Consider the following 17,660-nt stretch of genomic DNA (forward strand, 5'->3'; position numbering starts at 1 on the left):
AACCCTGGAAACCCCCGAACCGGGGGTAGGGCACGCCCTACCCCCGGTTCGGTGTCAGCCCAGCCGGGCCACCACGGCACGCAGTCGGGCCAGGTCACGCCGCCGCCGCTCGTAGCTCGCGGCCAGCCCGATCAGCGCCAACCCGCCGACGCCCAGGTAGATCCACCGGGGCAGCAGGTCCCAGCCCCGGGCCAACTCGTGCAGCGCCAGGACCGCCAGCACCGCGCCCCCGACCACCACCGGCGCCTGCCAGCGGCGGCGGGCCCCGGCCAACACGACGCCCAGCGCCGCCGCCCCGAGCAGCAACCGCCGCCACGGCTGCGGCTCCGACCCGGCCAGCACCGACACCAGGCTCGGCACCAGCGCCGCGACCAGCCCCGGACCGAGCGCCGGCCAACTGGTCAGGCCCGCCCGGGTCCGCAACGCCAGCAGCCCGGCCCCGACGGCGAGCGCCGCCGCCGGCAGGGTGTACGCCTCCAGCACGGTCACCCCACCCGCCGCCAGCAGCACCCACGCCCCGAGCAGCTCACTGCCGGCGGCGACGGCCGCGAACCGCCACCGTCGAGCGGCCGGTTCGCCACGCCGCAGCAGCCGCAGCGCCACGGCCGCCCCCCACAGCACGCAGACGGTCGCGAGATGCCGGGCCGACTCGACGGCGAGCACCGCCGCCACCAGCGCCACCGCCTGCGCGGCGGCGTCCAGCACCCGCCCCACGAGCGCCCGTCGACCGCTCGCGGCGGCGGCTGCGGCGAGGACCAGCACGGCCACCCCCAGCAGCGGGTACGCCGCCGCCCGCACCGGCAGCCCACCGGCGAGCGTTGCCGACACCGCCAACGCGCACGCCGCCGCCACCGCCGCGACGCTGCCGGCCACGCGGACCCCGGCCACCCGCGCCCCGACGCCGACGACCACGGCCGTCACGACGAGCGTGCTCTCGGCCACGAGCGTGCCGGACCGGGTGGCCAGGAACCCCGTCACCCCGGCCACGACCAGCACCGCCCCCGTGGGTACGACGAGCGACACGAGCGCCCGCCGCGGCGTCAGCAGCGCGGCGAGCAGCAGCGCGGACACCCCGACGAGCAGGGTGGCCGCCGGCAGCACCGGCCAGGGCGCGCCCACCGCGACGAGCAGCACCGGCAGCGCGGCACCGGCGAACGGCACAGCGGTCAGCAGCGGTGGGCGTACCCGCCGACCGGCCAGCACCGCCGCCAGCGCCAGCGTGACGAGCGCCAACCCGGCGGGGAGCAGCCCCCGGTCGGCGACGACGGTCGGCGCGCCGGACCAGACCGGCCCGGGGATGCCGTACGGCGCGAACAGCGCCCCCCACACCGCCGGCACCGCGGCCAGCACCGCGACCCCCGCCAGCACGGCCCCCGCCGCCACCAGCACACCCGACGCGCCGACCACCGACGGCCCCCCGACCGTCGACCGCTCCCCCGGGCCGACCGGCTCGGCACCGGTCGTCGACAGGCCGCCCCAGCGGACGACGAGCGCGACACCCAGCGCCGCCAGCGCGGCGTACCAGGTGACCGGCTCGTCCCCCGCCGCCACCAGCGGCGCGACCCCGGCCGCCAACACGGCGACCACCGCGCCCGTCACCGCGTACCCGATGAGGTCGACCCGGTGGCGGCGCACCGCGAGCGCCGCGACCAGCGACAGCCCGGCGGCGGCCAGGGCCGCGCGGGCCTGCCACCACGGCGGCACGCCGGCCGCGAACAGCGCGACTGCGGCGACGCCGGGCAGCGTGAGCTGCGCGACCAGCACGCCCACACCCGCCACCCGGCGGTACGCCCCGACCCCCCGCCGCGCCGCCAACGCCACCCCGAGCACCCCGGTGGTGCCCAGCGCCACCGCCACGCCGACCGGATCGGCGAGCGCCACCAGCAGCGCGTGCCCGAGCAGGACCGCGCCGCCGGACGCCCAGCCGAGCAGGAGCGCCGGTCGGCTCGTCGGACGCGCCAGCACGGCGAGCAGCAGCAGAGACCCACCCACCAGGTCCACGGCCACCACCGACGCCCACGACGCCGTCCAGCCGGCCGGGACGGCGAGCAGCACCACCACCGCGACGGCCGAGGCGAGCGTCGCCCACCCGCGTCGAGGCAGCAGTGCTGCGGTCCCGGCCAGCGCCAACGCCACGGCGGGCGCCACCTGCCAGCCCCACCTCAGGTCCGGCCCCCAACCGGCACCGTGCCACGGCGGCAGCGACCGGGCGGCGGCGGCCACCGCCAGCGCACCGGTGATCAGCGCGGCGATCTGCGCCGTACCGGCGGCCACCAGCAGCGCGCCGGCACGCGGCCCGGCACGCCAACCGGCGGGCAGCAGCCGCACCACCCCCGCCAGGACGACCGCCACCGCCGACGCCGCGAGCAGCAGCAGCGACGGCCGCAGCTCACCCACCGGGCGCAGCAGCGCGGCGGCGAGCACCGGAACCAGCAGGCCGGCCGCCACCGTCCGCAGCGCCGCGCCACCGACCAGCCACGCCGCACCGACCCCCGTCACCGCGACCAGCAGCAACGGTCCCCCGGCCAGCAACGGCGTACCCGCCGCCCGCCCGATCGACAACGGCACCAGCGCACACGCGGCGGCGGCGACCAGCGCGCCGACGTGACCCACTCCGGCGAGCACCCGACCGGCAAGCCGGGCGCCGGCCACGCCGTCGCGCAACGCGACCAGCACCACCAGGTCGAGCAGGGCCACCCCGAGCAGCACCAGCGCCCAGCCGGACGCGCCGACCTCGGCCTCCACCGCGAGCAGCGGCAGCACCGGCTGGGCCGCCACCAGCGCGGTGAACCAGGGCCCGACCAACCCGCTGAGCCGCCCGTACGCGACGGCGACCACCGCGCTGCTCCCCCCGACCAGCGCGGCGTAGCGGGTGCCCGGCCAACCGGCCACCCCGCCCAGGTTCACCGACCAGGCGGCGTACCCGTCGAGCAGCACCAGCAGCAGGCCCACCGCGGCGAACGTCTCCGCCGTCCCCCGTAGACCCCGCCGGACCACCAGCAACGGGACGGCCAGGACCAGAGCCGTGACCGCCGCCAGGATCATCGCCCGGCCACCGACCCCCACGGCCGCCCAGGCCACCGCCGTGAAGACCACCGCCGCCGTACCGAGTAGGAGTCCACCAAGGACGAACAGCAACCCCTGGACGGTCCGGGTCGAGGCCTCCGCCGCACCGGGCGGCGGCGAAACCACCGCTGGCGTCGACGCGGCGAGCGGCGTCGCCGGCACGACCGGGGTCGCCGCCGCCCGCTGTGCCCGCACGACGGCAGCCAGCTCGGCGCGTCGCCGCGAGGTCGCCGCCAGCAGGCCCGCCAACTCGGTGTACGTCCGGCGGGCCCGCTCGACCTCCGGTTCGAGCCGAGCCACCTCCCGGCCGAGTCGTACCACCTCGGCCGCCGTCGGGTCCGGTGGGCGCTGGCATCCGGCGCACCCGGCGTTCAGATCGGCCGGGCCGCCGCAGGCGGGGCAGGGATAGCGGGTGTCGTCCACCCGGCCATCATCGACAAGCCGGTGGGGCACCGCCCAGAGTAGGCGTACCTAGGGGCGGGTGTGGTCGTGTACCCAGGCCGCGTACCCGGGGTCACCGCACTCCACCCTGGACACCAGGATCTCCGGAACCTCGTACGGGTGGCTGGCCCGGATCTGGTCGACCAGCGCGGCCAACCGGTCCGGCGCGGTCTTGAACTGCACCGACCACTCGGTGCTGGTCTCCACCCCGGAACGCCACCAGTAGGTGCTGTCCACCTGACCGCCGACCTGGGCACAGGCGGCGAGCCGCCCGGCGACGGCCGCGGCCGCCAGCACGTCCGCGACCGAACGCGCATCCACCACCGTCGTCACCACGCAGATCTGGTCCACGAGCGCACCCTACGCGGCGACGAGGTGCTGAGCCCGCTCACCGGTTGGCGGCGATCCACGTGTCGATCTGCGCCCACCAGTCGAAGAGCCAGTCGATGCGCTGCTGCCGTTCGGTCGGCACCTCCTCCGGCGGCACCGACCAGAACCGCATCACGATCCGCTTGTCCATGGGCAGTTCCCGCCACACGTCGCCGACGGTCAGCAGCTGGTCCAGACCGGTGTGGGCGACGAAGATGACCCCGGCGTCCGGTGCGGCGTCCAGCGCGGCGAGCACCCCGCCGGGCTGCGGGGCGAGCACGTGGCGCATCCGTTCGGCACGCCGCGCCATGCGTTCGAGGCCCAGCGAGCGCAGCCGGGCGATGGCCCGCAGTCGCCGCTTCGGGGTGAAGTTGCCGCCCTCAGGAAAGATCACGAAGGCGTCGTTGTCGTCCAGGCCGGAGGCCAGGTGCCCGACCTGGCGTACGGTCTCCTCGCCGCGCTCCGCCGTGGGGGCGATGAACCGGTTGGGCAGCCGGTTGAGCAGCACGTCGATCGCCGGGTCCCACTGGAGGCTGTCCTTCAGGACGATCCGGGGCTCCCGCTTGAACCAGTTGACCAGCCCGTGGATCAGGATGAACGAGTCGCCCGGCCCGGCGTGCCGGCACAGCACCAGCTCGGGCCGGCCGGGCAGCGCAGTGTCCGGGTCGGTGCCGACCACGTCGATGTTCAACCGCAGCGACCAGCGGGCCTGCCAGAACAGCACCCGCAGGAACCAGCCGGCCAGCACGTAGTGCGCGCGCTGGAACCCCGGCGACCGGCTGCGCCAGCCGAAGCCGGAGGCCAGCCAGAGCACGAACAACGCGAGCAGCGCGGCGGCGTCCCAGACCAGGTAGACGCAACCGATCCAGAGCAGCCGTAGCGGGCGCAGCCGGCCCGGGACCAGCGGCGACGCGGCCGCGGCCAGCAGCGCCCACACCGGCAGCGTGGTCACCACGAGAAACGCCAGCAGCACCACGCCGGGAGCGATCAGCAGCCGCCGCAGCCACCGGGGAGGCAGCGGCATCAGCGTTCCACGTGGGTGGCGAGGTAACGACGGGAAGCGGTGTACGCCCGGCTGATCCGGCGGCCCACCGCCGCCATGTCCCGGTACGCCCACGGCGTGTCGTCGCGCGGATTCAACCCTCCGGTCGGCAGGACGTGCACCTCCACCCCCTCGGGCAGCGCGGCCATCTCCCGGAAGAAGCGGTGCCGGCGGGAGATCTCGAACGCCACCTGCGCGATCTCCCACGGCCGACGCGGCGGCGTCAGCTCCCGTTCGATCCGACCCACCTGGAGGACGAAGACCTGGCCGGCACCCGCGGCCACCGCCTCGCCGATCGGGATGGAGTTGACGATGCCACCGTCGATGTAGTGCGCGCCGTCGATCTCCGTGGGCGGAAGCAGGCCCGGCACCGACGCCGACGCCAACACCGCCGGCACGACCGGGCCGCTGGTGAACCAGTGCTCGGCGGCCCGCTCGATGTGGGCGGCGCAGCAGCGGAACGGCACCCGCAGGTCGGCGAAGGTGGTGTCCACGCCCAGCTCGGATTCCAGCAGCCGGCGCAGCGGCCGGGGCGAGTGCAGATGGGTACGGGCGGCGAAGCGACGCAGTTGTCGGGCGACCGAGTCGCCGTACACCTCACTGGCCTCGGGTGACGCCCAGAGCCGGACCAGCCGGTCGGTCACCGCCTCGGACGGGTCGGCGGCCACCAGCGCGCCGTTGACCGCGCCGATCGACGTGCCGAGCACCATGTCGGGCTTGATGCCGGCGCGGAACAGGGCGCGCAGCATGCCCACCTCGACGGCGCCGAGCACCCCGCCGCCGCCGAGTACGAACGCCACCGGTCCCGGAGCCATGTCCTCATCCTGGCACGGGCCCGCCGCCCACCCCACGGGCCGCCGCCAACGGACGGTCGGCGCACCCCAGCCACCGTCCGCCGACGATCCGAACCGTCGGCGTTGACAGGGTGGACACATTCGCGCAACCTGATACCGCTCCCACCCCGAGGGCAGGTGCGATCCGTGAAGGCAGCGCTCCATCCGGGCCGCTTGCTGGCCCGCAGGTACCGACTCATCGACCAGATCGGTGCCGGCGGCATGTCGGTCATCTGGCGCGCACGGGACGAGGTGCTCGACCGCTTCGTGGCGCTCAAGGTGCTCGCCGCCTCGTTGGCCGCCGACGCGCGGTTCCGCGACATGGTGCGGGAGGAGGCGCGCGCCGCCGCACAGCTGGTGCACCCGCACGTGACGTCGGTGCACGACTACGGCGAGACGGTCGACCCGGACGGCTCCATCACCTCGTTCGTCGTGATGGAGCTGCTCAGCGGCGAGGAGTTGGAGCTGCGGCTCACCGAGGGGCCGCTGCCGTGGCCCGAGGCCGTCGAGGTGGGCGCCCAGGTCGCCGACGCGCTGGCCGCCGCGCACCGGCTGGGCATCGTCCACCGGGACATCACCCCGGCCAACGTCATGATGACGGCGATGGGGGTCAAGGTCCTCGACTTCGGCATCGCCACCCGGATCGGCGCGCCCGACGAGGACGAGGACGGCGGCACGTTCGGCACCCCGGCGTACGTTGCCCCGGAACGCCTCGACGGCGCGCCCGCCCAGCCGGCCACCGACGTCTACTCGCTCGGCGTCCTGCTGTACGAGGCGTTGACCGGGCGGGTGCCGTACCCGGCGGACACCTGGGAACAGCTCAGCGCCGCGCTCGCCGACGGCCCCGCGCCGACGCTGGCCGGCATGCCGGAGTTGCCGGCCGAGGTCGCCCGGATCTGCCTGCGCAGCCTCGCCCGCGACCCGGCCGACCGGCCGACGGCCCGGCAGGTCGCCACCGTGCTGCGCGGCCACCTGCTGACGCCCGAACCGCCGACCGCCGCGATCACGGTGCCGGTCCCGGCCCTGCCGGCACAGCCGCCACCGCCGAGTGCGGCTCCGGGCGCGGCCGTCGGCGTCGTGACGGCGGTCCGCGCCGACGACGTGCCCCGGCCGCTGACGCCACCCGGCGACCGTCCCGGTCGGTCGCTCCGACGTCCGGCGCTGCTGCTGATCCCCGTGGTCCTGGCCGTCGCCGTGGCGCTGGCCGGCGTGGCCCTGCTCCCCGACGACCAGCCGGGCCGTCAGGCCCAACCCACGGCCGGCCCGACGACGCCCGCACCCAGTGCTCCGCCGACCGATCCGCCGACAACCGCACCGCGCCAACCGGCGCCCTCGTCGGCGCCGCCCACCGTCGCGTCCACCGCCGAGCCGGGCACCCTCGCCGAAGCCGGCCTTCGCGTCAACAGGCTCGTCGACGACGGGGTGCGCGACGGGGAGATCCGCAGCGATGTCGGCCTCGACCTACGCCAGGCGCTGGGCAACATGTTGGCCGCCGTCAGCTCCGGCCGGGACGAGCTGGCACCGTCGGTGGCCCAGCTGCGCGCGAAGGTCGCCGTCCGGCTCGGCGAGGGGGGAATCAGCCCGGCGTACGCGCAGCGGCTCGACGCCGCGATCGCCGAGCTGGGCGCGGCCCGGGTCTGACGCGGGGCGAACCGGTCAGCGCACCGCGACGGGGACCGTGTGTCGGACGTCCCGCCGGCCGAGGGCGAAACGCTGGTAGACCTCCTCGTAGCCGTACGCCATCCGCTCGACCGAGAAGTTCTCGGCCACGTGCTCGACGCAGTCGCGCGGGTCCAGCTCCCAGACGGCCAGCAACGCCGCCGGCAACTCCTCGGGCCCGCGGCAGACCAGCCCGGTTCGTCCCGGCCGTACCAGTTCCGGCACCGCTCCCCGGTCCAGCGCCACCACCGGCGTACCGGTCGCCATCGCCTCCAGCATCACCATGCCGAACGGCTCGTCCCACTGGATCGGCATGATCAGGCAGCGGGCGTCGACGAGCATCCGCAGGGTCTCGGCACGGTCGGCGTTGAGGACGACCGTCACGTCCTCGTCGACGAGCGGCGCGACGACCTGCTCGAAGTACCGCCGCTCGGCGGGCTCGTTGCACTTGCCGGCCAGCACCAGCGGCAGGCCGGCCTCCCGGCAGGCACGAATGGCGACGTCCGGGCCCTTGTCCGGGCTGAACCGGGCCAGCCACAGCACCGGCCCGGGGCCCGGCTCGGTCTTGCGCGGAAAACCCCGCAGGTCCAGCGCGTTGTGCACGGTACCGGCCCAGGGCAGGTCCGTGTTGAGTCGACGCTGAGCGTGCGAGATGGCCACCAGGGCGACGTCCTCGTCGACGTCGCCGAGCACGTCGCCGTACTCCCCCACCGGGTTGCCGTGCACGGTCGCGACCGTCGGCACCGAGCGCCGGCCGGCCACCAGCGGACCGATCGTGCTGTGGTCGTGGATCACGTCGAAGTCGGCCGGCGTGATCAGGCGGTTCACCCGGGCCAGGTGCGCCAACTCCGGCAGTGACTCGCCGAGTCGTTCGTACTGCACCTCCGGCACCGTGGAGACGAAGCCCGTGGCGGCGGTGCCGTGCTGTTCACCCGCGCCGAACAACGTCACCGCGTGTCCGTGCGCGGTCAACGCGTCCACCAGACCGGCCACCACCTGTTCCAGACCGCCGTAGCCGGGCGGCGGCACGGACAGCCAGGGCGGGACCACCATCGCGATGCGCAACGACCGCTCCGGTGGGCGGTCGGCGGGCGGGTGGTTGACGGCCACGAGTCCTCCCCGTTGGTCCCCCGGTCGGCATGGTTCGCGGCGGGTTCCCCCCAGGCCCTCCGCTAAACCGGACAAGACGGACGCTCACCCGCCGACCAGGAGTTGGTCGTGCACGACCCGCACACCCGGCGTCGACCACGCCACCCGCTCCACCTGGTCCCGTTCCCACCACGAGCGGACCACCCCGGCGAGGACCAGCGTGTCACCGTCCACCTCCACCGTCACCCGTTCGCCGCCGAGCGTCCGGGTCAGCGCGCGCAGGACCTCCTGACGCGTCCGCTCGTCCGGCGGTGGCGTCGACGGTCGCACCTCGACGAGGTTCGTGATCCCCCGTACGCCGTCCAGCCTGCGCAACTCCCCCTCGGCGGCCCGGCGCTGCCAGCCGAACTCGACCTCGCCGCGCAGTATCAGCCAGCCGTCGGCCACGCTGACGTCCAGCCGCTCGGCGGGCACGAAACTGTCCCATTCGAGGGCGCGGGACGCCGCGAGGGCGATGTCACCGTCGGTACGCCCCGGCGTCCCCGGTAGCCGTACCTCGATCTCGTCGGCCACCGCGCGTACGCCCCGCACCCGCTGGGCGCAGCGGGTGGCTGCCCAGCCACGGGCAGCGCCGTCGACGTACCCGCTGAGGGTCACCACCCCCTGGTCGACGGTCACCCCGATCTCGTTCGGCAGCACCTGCGGATCCCAGGCCAGCTCGGCCAGGACGTCCCGCTGGATCCGCTGATCGTCCACCCCGCTCATCGGTCCACCCCCGTACGCTCGCCGGCTCGCCCGCCGAGCCTGCCGGGCACCCAGGTGACGGCGGTTCACCCGAACGGGGTGAACCGCCGTGGAAAAAGCGGCGGGTGGCGGAGCCAACCCCCTTGGCTCCGCCACCCGCCGCCGGAGGGAGGCAGGTTCTGGTGTCGGTCAGGACGTCTCGGCGAGCGTCACGGTCACCGTCTTCTCCGCACCGTTGCGCTTGAAGTGCAGCTCGACCCGGTCACCGACCTTGCCGGCCTGCACCGCGCCGACCAGGTCGTCGGAGTCGTTGATCGGCTTGTCGCCGAAGCGGGTGACCACGTCGCCCTGCTGGAGGCCGGCCTTCTCGGCGGGGCTGCCCGGGGTGACCGAGGCGACCAGCGCGCCGCCGCCCTCGGCCTGGTTGACGCCGACCCCGAGCGACGGGTGGCTGACCTTCTCGCCGCGCTGGAGCTTGCCCGCCACGTCCTTGGCCTTGTTGCTGGGGATGGCGAAGCCGACGCCGATGTTGCCGGTGCTCTGCCCGGAGGTGGCGATGGCGGTGTTGACGCCGATCACCTCACCCCGGGTGTTGACCAGCGCGCCACCGGAGTTGCCGGGGTTGATCGGCGCGTCGGTCTGGAGCAGGCCGGAGATCGAGCTGACGGCCTGACCCTGCTGCCTCGGGTCCTGCTGCTGGCCCTCACCGGCCCGGATGGTGCGGTCCCGGGCGCTGAGGATGCCGGCGGTCACCGAGCCCTGGAGGCCGAGCGGGCTGCCCAGTGCGAGGACCTGGTCGCCGACCTGCATGGCGTCGCTGTCGCCGAACTTCGCCGGCTTGAGGTCGCTCACCCCGTTGGCCTTGACCACGGCCAGGTCGGTCTTCGGGTCGGTGCCGATGATCTTCGCCTGGACGTTCCTGCCGTCGGCGAAGACCACCTGCACGGTGTCCCCGCTCGCGGAGGCGACCACGTGGTTGTTGGTGAGTACGTACCCGTCGGCGGTGAGCACCACGCCGGAGCCCTCACCGCTGTCGGTGGCGATGGAGACGACGCTGTCCTGTACGGCGGCGGCGATCTTCGGCAGGTCCGCGCTGTTGAGCACCGGGGCGGCCGTGTAGGTGCGGGTGACGCCACCGCGGTCGCCGTCGAGGGCGAGCGCGAGCGCCCCACCGGCCACGCCGGAGCCGAGCATCAGGGCGAACACCGCGACACCGGCACCGGCGAACTTGGCGATCCGGCTCGGCCGGGGCCCGGATCCCGGCGGCGTGACCTGCGGGCCCCAGGGCGGCACGGGCTGTCCCGGGTGCTGGGCGTGCTGGGCGTGCTGACCCGGGTGCTGCGGGTAGGCCCCGCCCGGCTGGCCCCCGCCGGCCCAGCCGGACTGCTGGCCCGCGTACCAGGGGGCACCCGGGTAGCGGCCGTCGGCCGGTTGCGGGTAGCCGTGCTGGCCGGACGTCGGGTGGCCGGAGACCGGGTACGGCGGCGCGGACGAGCCAGCGGCCGGGGGCTCGTACCCGGTGGGCTGACCGGCGGCCGGCTGGTACCCGGCGGTCGGCTGCTCGTACCCGGTGGGCTGGCCGACGTGCGCGACCGGCGCGGTCGGCGCGTCGTCGGCGGCCGGGCTGGCGGCGGTCGGCGTCGCGTCGCCGCCGGCCGGCACAGGGGTGGTCGGAGAGTCGGACTGCGCGCGCTCGTCGCGCGGCAGCTCGGCGGTGGGGTGCGACGGCTCGGCGTCGGTGGGGGCCGGCCGGCGCTGCGGGTCGGACTCGAACTCGGTCATGTCCCTACCTTCTCCCTCGGCACTGCGATCAAGCTGGAACCGTCCTGGAAGTTGGCTGAAAGTCACTCGCCGCTTCCCTCGTCCGGCGGCAGCAGCGGCAGCCGGACCCGGAAGGTGGCCCCGCCACCGGGCGTCTCGGCCACCTCGACCGAGCCGTGGTGGGCGGTCACCAGAGCCGCCACGATGGCCAGGCCGAGCCCGGTGCCGGTGTTGCCGTCGGCGCGTCGGGTCCGCGCCGCGTCGGCCCGGTAGAACCGCTCGAACACCCGCTCCGCCTGCTCCGGCGAGAGCCCCGGGCCGGTGTCCGCGACCTCGATGACCGCGAGGTTGCCCGTCTCGGCGCGCAGTCGCACGAGAACCTCGGCGTCCGGCGGGGTGTGGGTGAGGGCGTTGGTGACGAGGTTGCCGATGACCTGGCGCAGGCGCGCGTCGTCGGCGAAGACGACGAGCGGACCCGACCCAGGCTCGATGTCCAGGTCTATCCGCCGGTCCGGGGCCATCGCGCGGGCCGCCTGCACCGCGTCGGAGGCGAGCACCGGCAGCTCCACCGGGGCCAGCGACAGCGGGCGTTCCCGGTCCAGCCGGGCCAGCAGCAGCAGGTCCTCCACCAGCAGACCCATCCGGGCCGCCTCGTCCTCGATGCGGCGCAGCAGACCGGCGGTCTGCTCCGGTGCGCGGGCCGCGCCCTGCCGGTACAGCTCGGCGAAGCCACGGATGGTGGTGAGCGGGGTCCGCAGTTCGTGCGAGGCGTCCGCCACGAACTGCCGCATCCGCTCCTCGGAGCGCCGCGCCCGCGCCTCGGACGCCTGGGCGGCGGCGGCCGCGTCCCGGGCGCTGAACTCCGCCGACCGGGCGGCCGTCTCGGATGCCGCGCGAGCGGTGAACGCCGCCTCGATCTGGGTGAGCATCGCGTTCAGCGCACGGGAGAGCCGGCCCAGCTCGGAGGTCGGATACTCCTGACCGGGCTCGGGGTCGGGCACCCGGCGGGTGAGGTCGCCACCGGCGATGGCGGCGGCCGTCTGTTCGATCTCGACGAGGGGCTTGAGGCTGGTCCGGACGATCGCCGCGCCCACCGAGGCCAGCATGATCAGCACCGCGCCGCCGACCAGCAGGTCGATCCAGACGAGCTGCTTCACCGCCCGGTCCACGTCGGTCAGCGGCTGGCCCACGGCCAGCACGGAGCCGTCCGGTTGCGGGGCGTAGTACACCCGCCAGCGGGTGTAGCCGTTGTGGGACAGGACGGTCTGCGGCTCGCCCTCCTGCGCCTCGAAGCCCGCCCGGCTGGTGGGGAACGCGGGCAGCTGGTCGGGGTCGTAGCTGCGGTCGTCGTATTTGGGCTGGTACACCTGCTGCTCGTCGGCCACGATGACGACGTAGTCGCTGGGCAGCATCGCGCCGACCTCACCGCTGCGCAGCTTCGGGAGCAACTGGCCGAGGCCCTGGGCGGTCGACCTGACCTGCCCGTCGACCTGGCCCTGCAGGTAGTTGCGCAGGAAGTAGGCGGTCAGCGAGCTGATCACCAGCAGCGCGACGGCGACCAACGTGAGCACCGAGGTGACCAGTTTCAGCCGCAGCGGCACGCTGCGGACCCGCACCTTCGCCTGCTGGACCGGGTTCACGCCGCCGGCTTGCGCAGCACGTACCCCACGCCACGGAGGGTGTGGATCAACCGGGGCTGACCGGTGTCGACCTTGCGGCGCAGGTAGGAGATGTAGGACTCGACGATGTTGTCGTCGCCCCGGAAGTCGTAGTTCCAGACGTGGTCGAGGATCTGCGCCTTGGACAGCACCCGGTTGGCGTTGAGCATCAGGTAGCGCAGCAGCTTGAACTCGGTCGGGGAGAGCTGCACCCGCTGCCCGGCGCGGTGCACCTCGTGGGTCTCCTCGTCCAGTTCCAGGTCGGCGAAGGTGAGCCGGGACGGCGCCTGCTCGCCGGTGGTGGTGCGCCGCAGCACGGCGCGGATCCGGGCGGTCAACTCCTCCAGGCTGAACGGCTTGGTGACGTAGTCGTCGCCGCCCAGGGTGAGCCCGCGGATCTTGTCGTCGGTGGCGTCCCGCGCGGTCAGGAAGACCACCGGGGTACGCGTACCGCCCTCCCGTAGCATCCGGATGACCTCGAAGCCGTCCAGGTCCGGCAGCATCACGTCGAGCACGACGAGGTCGGGCCGGTGGTCCTTGGCGGCGTTCAGGGCCGCGCTGCCGCTGGTCGCGGTGGCCACGTCGAAGCCCGCGAAGCGCAGGCTCGCGGAGAGCAGTTCGAGGATGTTGGGGTCGTCCTCGACGACGAGAAGTCGCGCCTCGGTCTGGGTAGCGGGCATGGGCCCAATCATCGGTGACCTCACTGCACCGACGCTGGACACTCCCTGGAAAAATCCTGTGAGTCGCCGAACGGTCAGCGCAGCAGCCGGCGCAGCCCGTCCAGGGCCCCGTCGAGTAGCCGGATCGCCGTGCGCAGCTGAGTGTCGCTGAACTGCCGCCCGCGCGCCAGGCGGCTCACCTCGGCGGTGAACGACGTGAGCCGCTCGTCGAACTCGTCGAGCAGGGTGGCGCGTGGCGCGCCGGGCGGCGGCGGTCGATGCGACGACGCGGCGGGTGCCCACCGCGCCCGCCGGGTCTGCCGGGCGGCCTCGCTCAGCTCCCGCTTGAGGTCACGCGTCGAGCCGCGCACCTCGCTGCGGATCTCACCGGCCAGGGTGGAGAGGTCGGCCACCGAGGCCGCGATGTCCGCCTCCAACGAGGCCAGCTCACCGGCGCGTTGGCGCAGCTCGTCGAGGCCGGCGTCGGTGATGGCGTACGTCTTGCGGCCACCGGCGGCGGTGTGGCTGACCAGCCCTTCGGCCTCCAGCCGTTGCAGCCGGGGATAGATGGTGCCGGCGCTGGGCGCGTACAGCCCGAGGAACCGGTCCTCCAGGAGCCGGATCAGCTCGTAGCCGTGCTTGGGACCGTCGTCCAGGAGCTTGAGCAGGTAGAGCCGGAGCCGTCCGTGGCTGAACACGGCGGTCACGGCAGCTCCTCGGAATCGTCGTCGACCGCGCGGGCGAGCAGAGCGATGCTGCCCGAGGTCGCGGAGGCCCAGAGCTTACCGTCACCGTTGCCGAGCACCCCCTCGCTGCTCGGCAGCGGGTACGTCGCGCTGCGTACCTGCGGGAAGCCGCTGGTGATCCGGCCGGCGGCGGTGTTCAACCGCACGGAGAGGTCGCTGTCCTCGCGGACCCGGACGGTGATGCTGCCGGAGATCGTGGAGAGCCGGATGTCGCTGTGCCGGCGTCCACCAAGGTCGCAGGTGATGGCACCGGAGACCGTCTGCGCCCGCACCCGCTCGGCGGCGCTGTCGGCGAGGATCACCTCCCCGGAGACGGTCTCCAGGGTGAGGTCGCCGCGAACGCCCAGCGCCTCCACCGGCCCCGAGGTGATCTTCGCGGAGGTGGTGCCGCGCAGCCCCATCAGGGTGATCTGACCGGCGGCGAGGTCGACGGTGGTCTGCCGGCGCAGCCCCGAGACGACCACCGAGCCCGTGCCCAGGCCCAGATCGGCGAGCACGTCGGCGGGCACAGCCACCGAGACGTCCACCCGGGGGAAGCGGTGGATCGCGCGGAGCCCGCGCAGGAAGCCCGACCAGCCCCACTCGCGCTCCTGGCGAATGCTGAGGCGGCCGTCCGAATGGTCGATCAGGACCGGCCGGCGGCCGACCTCGGTGACGTCGATCCGGGTCGGCCCGTCGGCGGCGACCACGTTGAGCCGCCCGCTGACGAGGCGGACGTCCAGCCGGTCGACCGGGCCGTCCAGGGTGAGCCGCTGCGGTCTCTCGACCGTCCATCCGGCCATGGCTGCGCTCCTCTCGACGGCACGCCGCAGCGCGCCTCCCGAGGAGACAGTAACGCGATACATCGCGATACGACAAGACTGTCGCGAGATGTGGGCGACACCCGCCAAGATCCGCGCAACTTCAGGGATGTTGCTGCCTCAGGCGCACCGGAAGCAGCAACATCCCTGTTTTTGCGCGGATCTTGACGGGTTCCCGCCCGAGCACGGCGCGGGTAGACGGACGCGGCGCGGCGGGCTGACGCGGACGGCCAGCAAACGCGCGGCACGCCGGGCGCGGCGGCGCCGGGTCAGGCGGCCAGGTCCAACTCCCGGCCGGGGTGCGCCGTCGGCGTCGGGACCGTCGGGAGCGAAGTGGCGACCGGCCGCAGCCGGGTCCGCGCCGGAACGGCCGCCACCAGGTGTACGGCCGACTCGGCGGCCCGGGCCAGCAACCGCCGGTCGGCGTCCTGCCCCGGGTGCAGCGCGGCGGCGATCGTCACCGACACCACCAGATGCCGGGCCGCGACCACCCGGGCCACCGAACGCAGCAGGGTGTCCGCGCCGAGGAACGCGGCGACCGTGGTGCACGCCCCGTCGTCCGCGATCCGGTACCCGAGCCGCAGTGGCACCACCGGAGCACCCGCGTCGATGGCCGCCTGGAACATGGCCGGCCGGAACCCGCCCCCGGGGCGACACGCGGCCGCGCCGTCCCCGGCACACCAGGTCGTACCCTCGGGAAAGACCGCGACCGACCGGCCGGCGCGCAGCGCGTCGGCGAGCCGGCGCACGGTGGCCGGGAGCGCGCGCGGGCGCGACCGGTCCACGAAGACCGTGCCCGCGACGGCGGCCAGCAGCCCGACCACCGGCCACGACCGGATCTCCCGCTTCGCCACCATCCGGGTGGGCGCGACGGCCAGGACGGCGAGGATGTCCAGCCAGGACACGTGGTTGGCGACCAGCAGCGCGCGCCGCCGGGGCAGCCGCCCCTTGATCACCAGCCGGACGCCGAAGGCGCGCACGGTGCCCCGGGCCCAGCCGCGCAGCAACGCCTGCCGCTCCGGCGCCGGCAGCACGGGCAGCAGCACCGCCACGCCCACCCCGGCCAGCATCATGCCGCCCGCCGCGACCAGCCGGAGCACCCGGCGGGCCACCGGCACCGTGGGCACCTCGCCGGTCGCCGGTAGGCAGTCGTCGTCGCAGCCCGACGAGGGCCGCCACAGGTCGTGCGCCGCGACGCTCACCGTTCGTCCCCGCCCAGGAAGTGGCGCAGGTAGCGGGGGTTCATCCGGTCGAGGGAGAAGAGCACGTAGAAGTCGGCGCACCCGAAGTCGGGGTCGTACGACGGCTCACCGCAGATCCACGCGCCGAGGCGCAGGTAACCGCGCAGCAGCGGCGGGACCGCCACCCGGGCGGCCGGATCGGCGGCGGGAGCCAGGGCGGCGGCCGGCTCGGCGAACCACGGACGCAGCGGCCGGACCCGCAGCGGCGGCGGCGACAGGTGCCGGGCCTCGGCCTGGGCCCACACCGCGGCGACCGTACGACCGCCGTCGTCGACCGGCACCGAGGCGCAGCCGCCGAGCCAGCGGGAGCCGCGCAGGTGCAGATAGCGGGTGAGCCCCGCCCACATCAGGTTGATCACCGCGCCGGAGCGGTGGTCCGGATGCACGCAGGACCGGCCCGTCTCGACGAGGTCGTCGCGCAGCGGGTCCAGGGCGGCGAGGTCGAACTCGCTCTCGGCGTACCGCCGGTCGGTACGCCCCGGCGGCAGCAGCCGGTACGTGCCGACCACCTGCCCGGTGCTGTCCTCCCGGACGATGAGGTGGTCGCAGTGGGCGTCGAAGGGGTCCACGTCCAACCCGGCCGCGCCGGGTGCGAGGGTGGCGCCCAACTCGGTGGCGAACACCTCGTGGCGCAGGCGTTGCGCGGCCGCGACCTGGGTGGGGTCGTCGGCGATCAGCAGGGTGTATCCGCTGGTCGTCAGTGGCGTGCCAGCGACATGCAGAACGGCCATGGGATCTGTGTAAGGGCCCCGGGTGCCATCGGCGGGCACCGCTGGTGTCGGACGGGTGAACGCCGGCCGGCGGATGCTCGCGGGCTGTCTCCGTGCGAGGCTGCGGGACGGGCCGGCGACGACGCCGGGCCACGCCCCACGGAGGTCACCCATGCGCGTCGAGTCCCGCTACAACGGGCCCACCGGCTCCGGCAACGGCGGTTGGAGCGCCGGGCTCTTCGCCACCGCGGCGGGGCCCGGACCGGTCGAGGTGACGCTGCGCCGGCCACCGCCGCTGGACACGGAGTTGACCCTCGTCGACGGCGAGGTCCGAGACCCGGCCGGCGACCTAGTGGCCGAGGTCCGCCCGACAGGTGCCGTGGACGCCGTCGTACCGCCTGTCGACGCCGAGGTGGCGGCGGAGGCGGCCACCCGCTACCCCGGTTTCGTCGCGCACCCGTACCCCGGGTGTTTCGTCTGTGGTCCGAGCCGGACCGACGGGTTGCGGATCTTCCCCGGACGGCTGCCGGACGGCCGGACCGCCGCGCCGTTCCGCGCGCCCGCGCGGGTCGACGAGGCCACCGTCTGGGCCGCGCTGGACTGCCCCGGCGGCTGGACGGTGCTCGCGCCGGAGCGCCCGTACCTGCTGGGCCGGATGGCCGCCGTGGTCACGGCCCGGCCGGCGCCCGGCGACGAGTGCGTGGTGACCGGCGCGCTGATCGGTGTCGACGGCCGCAAGGCGCTGGTGCACACCACTCTGTACGGACCGGACGGCACGTTGCTCGGCGCGGCCCGGGCCACCTGGATCGCCCGCTGACGGCCCGTCGTCGTGCCGGGTGTCA

15 protein-coding genes are annotated in these 17,660 nt (G+C 74.7%); 2 read left to right on the forward strand and 13 right to left on the reverse strand.

The window, feature by feature from the left end; translation table 11 throughout:
* Positions 1-54: 54 nt before the first annotated feature.
* From ACN269_RS14555 to ACN269_RS14570, 4 genes are read right to left on the reverse strand one after another with little or no spacing between them, the layout of a single operon-like run.
* Positions 55-3,489, reverse strand: coding sequence for an SCO7613 C-terminal domain-containing membrane protein (locus ACN269_RS14555; protein ID WP_421472959.1), 3,435 nt, complete (start codon positions 3,487-3,489; stop codon positions 55-57).
* A 48-nt stretch (positions 3,490-3,537) separates the two neighbouring features.
* Complete coding sequence (gene cutA / locus ACN269_RS14560) at positions 3,538-3,858, reverse strand: divalent-cation tolerance protein CutA (protein WP_421472960.1); 321 nt, start codon at positions 3,856-3,858, stop codon at positions 3,538-3,540.
* Positions 3,859-3,895: 37 nt separating this feature from the next.
* Positions 3,896-4,900 (reverse strand): 1-acyl-sn-glycerol-3-phosphate acyltransferase, encoded by a 1,005-nt coding sequence (locus ACN269_RS14565; protein WP_421472961.1) that lies wholly within the window; start codon positions 4,898-4,900, stop codon positions 3,896-3,898.
* Positions 4,900-5,733: a patatin-like phospholipase family protein gene (locus ACN269_RS14570; protein WP_421472962.1), complete on the reverse strand. Its 834-nt coding sequence runs from the start codon at positions 5,731-5,733 to the stop codon at positions 4,900-4,902. Before ACN269_RS14570 ends, ACN269_RS14565 begins: the two co-directional genes overlap by 1 nt.
* Before the next feature lie 165 nt (positions 5,734-5,898).
* Between ACN269_RS14570 and ACN269_RS14575 the strand changes: the two genes are divergently transcribed.
* Entirely contained in the window at positions 5,899-7,392 is a 1,494-nt protein-coding gene (locus ACN269_RS14575) for a serine/threonine-protein kinase (protein ID WP_421472963.1), read from the forward strand.
* A 15-nt stretch (positions 7,393-7,407) separates the two neighbouring features.
* Here ACN269_RS14575 and ACN269_RS14580 read toward each other — a convergent pair whose 3' ends face one another.
* From ACN269_RS14580 to ACN269_RS14620, 9 genes are all read right to left on the reverse strand, one after another.
* Positions 7,408-8,463 carry a glycosyltransferase family 4 protein gene (locus ACN269_RS14580; RefSeq protein ID WP_421476350.1) on the reverse strand — a complete coding sequence of 352 codons (1,056 nt, stop codon included), beginning with the start codon at positions 8,461-8,463 and terminating at the stop codon, positions 7,408-7,410.
* Positions 8,464-8,604: 141 nt separating this feature from the next.
* Positions 8,605-9,264: a BON domain-containing protein gene (locus tag ACN269_RS14585; RefSeq protein ID WP_421472964.1), complete on the reverse strand. Its 660-nt coding sequence runs from the start codon at positions 9,262-9,264 to the stop codon at positions 8,605-8,607.
* Positions 9,265-9,432: 168 nt separating this feature from the next.
* Positions 9,433-11,025: a trypsin-like peptidase domain-containing protein gene (locus ACN269_RS14590; protein ID WP_421472965.1), complete on the reverse strand. Its 1,593-nt coding sequence runs from the start codon at positions 11,023-11,025 to the stop codon at positions 9,433-9,435.
* A gap of 62 nt (positions 11,026-11,087) precedes the next feature.
* Positions 11,088-12,644, reverse strand: a complete 1,557-nt coding sequence (locus ACN269_RS14595) for a sensor histidine kinase (protein ID WP_421472966.1) — start codon at positions 12,642-12,644, stop codon at positions 11,088-11,090.
* Complete coding sequence (locus ACN269_RS14600) at positions 12,641-13,342, reverse strand: response regulator transcription factor (protein WP_355052798.1); 702 nt, start codon at positions 13,340-13,342, stop codon at positions 12,641-12,643. The genes ACN269_RS14595 and ACN269_RS14600 overlap by 4 nt, the downstream gene beginning before the upstream one ends.
* A 74-nt stretch (positions 13,343-13,416) precedes the next feature.
* On the reverse strand, positions 13,417-14,028 hold the full coding sequence (locus ACN269_RS14605; RefSeq protein WP_421472967.1) for a PadR family transcriptional regulator: 612 nt from the start codon (positions 14,026-14,028) through the stop codon (positions 13,417-13,419).
* Entirely contained in the window at positions 14,025-14,849 is an 825-nt protein-coding gene (locus ACN269_RS14610) for a DUF4097 family beta strand repeat-containing protein (RefSeq protein WP_421472968.1), read from the reverse strand. The genes ACN269_RS14605 and ACN269_RS14610 overlap by 4 nt, the downstream gene beginning before the upstream one ends.
* A gap of 287 nt (positions 14,850-15,136) precedes the next feature.
* Positions 15,137-16,069 carry a lysophospholipid acyltransferase family protein gene (locus tag ACN269_RS14615; protein WP_421472969.1) on the reverse strand — a complete coding sequence of 311 codons (933 nt, stop codon included), beginning with the start codon at positions 16,067-16,069 and terminating at the stop codon, positions 15,137-15,139.
* Positions 16,066-16,839 carry a GNAT family N-acetyltransferase gene (locus ACN269_RS14620; RefSeq protein ID WP_421472970.1) on the reverse strand — a complete coding sequence of 258 codons (774 nt, stop codon included), beginning with the start codon at positions 16,837-16,839 and terminating at the stop codon, positions 16,066-16,068. Before ACN269_RS14620 ends, ACN269_RS14615 begins: the two co-directional genes overlap by 4 nt.
* 151 nt (positions 16,840-16,990) lie before the next feature.
* On the opposite strand from ACN269_RS14620, the gene ACN269_RS14625 reads away from it, so the two are divergent.
* Positions 16,991-17,635 (forward strand): hypothetical protein, encoded by a 645-nt coding sequence (locus ACN269_RS14625; RefSeq protein WP_421472971.1) that lies wholly within the window; start codon positions 16,991-16,993, stop codon positions 17,633-17,635.
* The last annotated feature ends 25 nt before the right edge of the window (positions 17,636-17,660 follow it).

The organism is Micromonospora sp. WMMD736 (assembly GCF_049179015.1).
Taxonomy (GTDB): domain Bacteria; phylum Actinomycetota; class Actinomycetes; order Mycobacteriales; family Micromonosporaceae; genus Micromonospora.

Coding starts and splice junctions, on each gene's coding strand:
- ACN269_RS14570 (WP_421472962.1), bottom strand. CDS start 5,733: ATGGCTCCGGGACCGGTGGCGTTCGTACTCGGCGGCGGCGGGGTGCTC.
- ACN269_RS14625 (WP_421472971.1), top strand. CDS start 16,991: ATGCGCGTCGAGTCCCGCTACAACGGGCCCACCGGCTCCGGCAACGGC.
- ACN269_RS14600 (WP_355052798.1), bottom strand. CDS start 13,342: ATGCCCGCTACCCAGACCGAGGCGCGACTTCTCGTCGTCGAGGACGAC.
- ACN269_RS14620 (WP_421472970.1), bottom strand. CDS start 16,839: ATGGCCGTTCTGCATGTCGCTGGCACGCCACTGACGACCAGCGGATAC.
- ACN269_RS14590 (WP_421472965.1), bottom strand. CDS start 11,025: ATGACCGAGTTCGAGTCCGACCCGCAGCGCCGGCCGGCCCCCACCGAC.
- ACN269_RS14580 (WP_421476350.1), bottom strand. CDS start 8,463: ATGGTGGTCCCGCCCTGGCTGTCCGTGCCGCCGCCCGGCTACGGCGGT.
- ACN269_RS14565 (WP_421472961.1), bottom strand. CDS start 4,900: ATGCCGCTGCCTCCCCGGTGGCTGCGGCGGCTGCTGATCGCTCCCGGC.
- ACN269_RS14610 (WP_421472968.1), bottom strand. CDS start 14,849: ATGGCCGGATGGACGGTCGAGAGACCGCAGCGGCTCACCCTGGACGGC.
- ACN269_RS14585 (WP_421472964.1), bottom strand. CDS start 9,264: ATGAGCGGGGTGGACGATCAGCGGATCCAGCGGGACGTCCTGGCCGAG.